Annotated in this window: 4 protein-coding genes; 1 reads left to right on the plus strand and 3 read right to left on the minus strand. The window is 60.8% G+C overall.

Annotation, left to right across the window (positions count from 1 at the left end):
• The 3 genes from AC1DS3_RS36980 to AC1DS3_RS36990 all read right to left on the minus strand — a co-directional run.
• Window positions 1–728, minus strand: a 728-nt coding sequence (locus AC1DS3_RS36980) for an MASE4 domain-containing protein (protein WP_477129175.1), incomplete at its 3' end; no start/stop codon positions are given.
• Window positions 729–1,108: 380 nt separating this feature from the next.
• On the minus strand, window positions 1,109–1,621 hold the full coding sequence (locus AC1DS3_RS36985) for a hypothetical protein (RefSeq protein ID WP_441640512.1): 513 nt from the start codon (window positions 1,619–1,621) through the stop codon (window positions 1,109–1,111).
• Window positions 1,622–1,803: 182 nt separating this feature from the next.
• Window positions 1,804–2,226, minus strand: a complete 423-nt coding sequence (locus tag AC1DS3_RS36990; RefSeq protein WP_477129176.1) for a VOC family protein — start codon at window positions 2,224–2,226, stop codon at window positions 1,804–1,806.
• 265 nt (window positions 2,227–2,491) lie between these two features.
• On the opposite strand from AC1DS3_RS36990, the gene AC1DS3_RS36995 reads away from it, so the two are divergent.
• A partial coding sequence (locus AC1DS3_RS36995; RefSeq protein WP_477129177.1) for an HdeD family acid-resistance protein occupies window positions 2,492–3,299 on the plus strand: 808 nt, incomplete at its 3' end.

A 3,299-nucleotide genomic window follows, 5' to 3' on the forward strand; every position in this document is an offset into this window, starting at 1 on the left:
CCTGAACAGCGCCGCAGGTTCAAGCTGGTATCGATGAGGCAAGCGAGCAAGGCAATCGATAGCCATATGTCAAGTACGGCCCGCAAGCGGCCGCTCAGCAGCACGAAAGCAATGGCAACGACATTGAGCGACCATATCGCCAGCGCGGTTGCATTTTTCTCGTAGGCTCCGGAATCTCCCGCAGCGTTCAGGGCGGATGGCAGATCACCGTAGATGGCGAACCCACAGAGCACCACGCCAATCGCGGCGGGCCCACCGACCAGCCCCCATGCCCATAGGCTGACATGCTTGGGGCGGATCAGATCTTTCATGGACAAACTGCGCGCCGCCACTGCGAGAATCACAAAAAACGGAAAGCCGCCATGCCAGAAGACCCACATCCACGTGGCGCTATTTGGACCGGCGCCAAAGAGGCCCCCAGGGGTGAAAACGCCGGGAAACGTTAGCAGCTGCAAAGCCACCGCCAATGCGGTAAACGCGTATGCCCCACCCAGTGCGCCAAGGATAGGCTGCCGGGTCACCGTGAATTGTGCGCCGAGCAAAAAGCTGGCGATACAGGCGGTGGTGAATACCGTCAGCGCGCACATCGGCATGAAGGGGGGGACCGCTGGTAGCACCTGGGTTGCCCGCGGGACTGCGATCGCGAAGACGCAGAGGATAAGCAGCGCCGTGATACCGGCGAGCATTGCTTGTTTGCGCGTGGCCTGCCGTACCAGGAAGCTTTCCATCGTGTTCACCAGTCCTTAGCCGTCTTCCACAGCCCGCAGGGTCCCGGCATCGCGAAGCTACATGCCGTTGAGGCACTATCAACCTCGTACAAGCCCGTCATGCCGTGATATGGGTATTGCAGGGAGGATTCTGCGCCACTCTGCTGTCCTCCGGCAAGGGGGGAGTGGGATTCGCTCATTCGTCATTGTCGAGCGCCATTTTTGGCCCGAAAACAGGGAGACGACGCAATGCAGTCGCGGATGGTGGCGATTTCGCGGTCGAGCGTCACGGCATTATTCCGTCAACGTGCAACGATCGTCGGTCCATATCGCAATGGGCGGGATGCTGCTATGCGGAGTCGCCCATTCTTGAATGATCAACCGGCTGATCAACCGGGCTCTTAGAACCGATAACCCAGGCCGAGCACCATCACATCGGAATCGCGGCTATTGGTCGTGACGGTGCGGTGCCAGGAGAAGCGGGTAGTCCAGGACCGCCCGATGCGATAGCTCGCCGACATGGTGAATAGGCCGAGCGTGTGCGTGATGCCACCGCCCTCGTCCCGGTCGCGCGCCACATAGGGTCCCAGTCCGATCCCCAGCGTCAGATGGTCATTGAAGAACGGCCGCACCAGCCACGCCTGCGCTGCGACACCCTGCCGGCGTACAACCCGGGCATCGCCCTCGTTCAGATAGGTGGCAGTGAGGTCTATATAGGGCAGGATGCCGCGGCGGTATTCCACCGCGAAAGCGGTACCGCTGGGTGAATCGAAGTTGTTGATAATGGTGGTGCCGCCGAAGACCGTGAGCTCGTTGTTGGTGTTGCGGGTGTACGAAGGCGGTGGCACCACCGGACCATCCCTGCTCCCGCGATCGAGCTGATAGCCCACGCCGAACCCAAGGTGATGTCGCATGAACGGTACTCCGTGGTTGGGCGTGCCAGGCGGGTCTTGCCGCGGCGCAGCGGACGCTACACGTTCGCTTCACAAGTCTGTCTCCGGTGACGGCAGGAGCGGCATTTTCTCGCCAGCAGGCGAACATCATCCAAGTGGTTCACTTTCGCTTACATGGAATCGGAGAGTGAGGGCGCACGAGTTCACTTCCGCATCGAGGGCGTATGGGTGATGCCCACCAGCAGACCTTCCGGTCCCAGCAGCCGCGTGACGGTCTGACCCCAGGGTTCCGTTCGCATCGCAACCAGCAGTCTGTAGCCCTGCGACTTCAGTTCCGCGGTGCCTTTTTCGATATCCGCCACGTCAAATTCGATCCACGCTTGTGGCACGGGAAGATCGCCAGGCCATTGATCCGTGCCAAAACAGGACTCAGCCGCCTGCGCCAACGGCCACAGGGCAAAATGCTTCACCCCATCCAGCGCACCCGTATGCAGATAGCCGTTGGCCTCTTCTTGGAACGACAGTCCCAATGCCTCGGAATAGAGTTTCCGGCTTGCGGCCGGGTCGCGAACGATCGRGCCAAAACCGGCGACGAAGAGCACGTCGATGTTTTGTGGCGTTTTCATTGGCATATCTCCTATGTCTTATCTTAGCAGCCCGTGGCAAAAGGCCCGCGCCGTGTTGTCCGAAGAACTTGGAGGCCTGCCTAGGCGATGGCCCAGATAGGTTTCCGTTTACGTGCCGAACGGAGTGCGCTATTGTGCCCAAGAATTCCCTGCAGTGAATTCCCTTCATCCTTGAAGGGATGGCGACCTTGGTCATTGCGACTTATGTCATGTTCTGCCCGGCTGGTATCGTGAAGGCGGCCGGGAATAGGCTATGGAGGCCGCGATGGTCCGACTGTTAATGCTCCTGTTGGGGGTTGACTACCTGCGCAAGCGCTCTCGCGCTATTTTTTGCATAGGAGTGCTCTGGGTGGTCGCGGGCTCGGTGGTCTTCATCGACGCGTTAGACAATGCCGCGTACTTTCCGATCACCTTCTTTGCCTGGCTGTTCCTGGCTGAAGGCCTTGCAACGCTCGCGGTTGYGTGGACGGGTGTTGGCGGGCAGCGCTTGCTGCGGTACGTGAAGGGTTTCGCCGTGGTGGGCGCATCGATCCTGATTTTCGCGGGACATCATCATGGCAACTTGATCCTGTCGATGATCTTCGGCACGTTGTTCCTTGCCGATGGGCTACTGCAGTGCGTGTCCGCATGGGTGGTCCGTTACCGGCGCTGGAAGGCCGCCTTCGCGTGGGGCATTGCCGAGATGCTCGTCGCCGCCTTCTTTTATCAGCCGTTTCCGACCCACTACGCCGGGACGCTGCCGTACTGCCTCGGCCTGTTTCTGATCATCAGCGGCATGAACATGCTCTCGCTTTCTGCGCGTGCGCGGCGCCTTGCGCGCAACCCGGCGCTGCGCAGCTCGCGCAAGTCAGCGCTGCTGCCGGACGAGGACGCGCGCGGCGGCGCGCAGGTATCCGCGCAGGTATTCGATAAGACCGAGTGGGACGGTCCGCCGGCCGACGACGAACACGCGTTGACGATACACGTATGGACGCCTACCGGATCGTCGAAGGCGCCCGTGCAGTCTCGTCCGATCGTGGACCGATACATAGCCGCCATGGACGTCAACGGCGTGATCTCCACCGGCCATGCGG

It is taken from the genome of Cupriavidus sp. 01L46 (genome assembly GCF_056399905.1).

Excerpts from the sequence above, each read along its gene's own strand:
- AC1DS3_RS36985 (WP_441640512.1), bottom strand. The coding sequence starts at position 1,621 with ATGCGACATCACCTTGGGTTCGGCGTGGGCTATCAGCTCGATCGCGGG.